Source organism: Acetobacter orleanensis (assembly GCF_001581005.1).
Classification (GTDB): Bacteria; Pseudomonadota; Alphaproteobacteria; order Acetobacterales; family Acetobacteraceae; genus Acetobacter; species Acetobacter orleanensis.
Genome location: NZ_LHZV01000007.1, coordinates 1 through 605 on the forward strand (window position 1 = coordinate 1; position 605 = coordinate 605).

Here is a 605-nt window from a genome sequence, read left to right on the forward strand (position 1 = left end):
GCGTGATATTTATCCCCTGCTTTTTCCGCCGGGTTATAGCCGTGACCCTTCTTGGTCATCACATGCAGCAGGATGGGGCCGTTATCCGTATCGCGCAGGTTGCGCAGGATAGCGACCAGTTGCGGCAGGTCATGCCCGTCCACGGGGCCGACATAGTAAAAGCCCAGCTCTTCAAACAGTGTGCCGCCGGTAATCATGCCACGGGCGTACTCGTCCGCCTTGCGGGCGGTGCGTTCTATGGGCGCGGGAAGCTTCTTGACGACCTTCCCGGCCAGTTCACGCAGGCCGATGAACTTGCGGGAGGACATCAGGCGGGAGAGATAGTTGGACATTGCGCCGACGGGTGGGGCGATGGACATCTCGTTATCGTTGAGGATAACAATCAGCCGCTCCGCGCCGGGGCCAGCCACGGCGGCGTTGTTCATGGCCTCATACGCCATGCCGGCGGAAATGGAGCCATCCCCGATCACGGCAATCACGCTGCGTTCGCGGTAGGATTTGTCTTCCTCAGCGCGCAGATGGTGCGCCACGGCCATGCCGAGACCGGCGGAAATGGAGGTGGAGGAGTGCGCGGCCCCGAAGGGGTCATACTGACTCTCGGAGCG

1 protein-coding gene is annotated in these 605 nt (G+C 62.0%); it reads right to left on the reverse strand.

Annotated features, from left to right (window positions below; translation table 11 throughout):
• A partial coding sequence (locus tag AD949_RS00040) for a 1-deoxy-D-xylulose-5-phosphate synthase N-terminal domain-containing protein (protein ID WP_282955666.1) occupies positions 1–605 on the reverse strand: 605 nt, incomplete at both ends.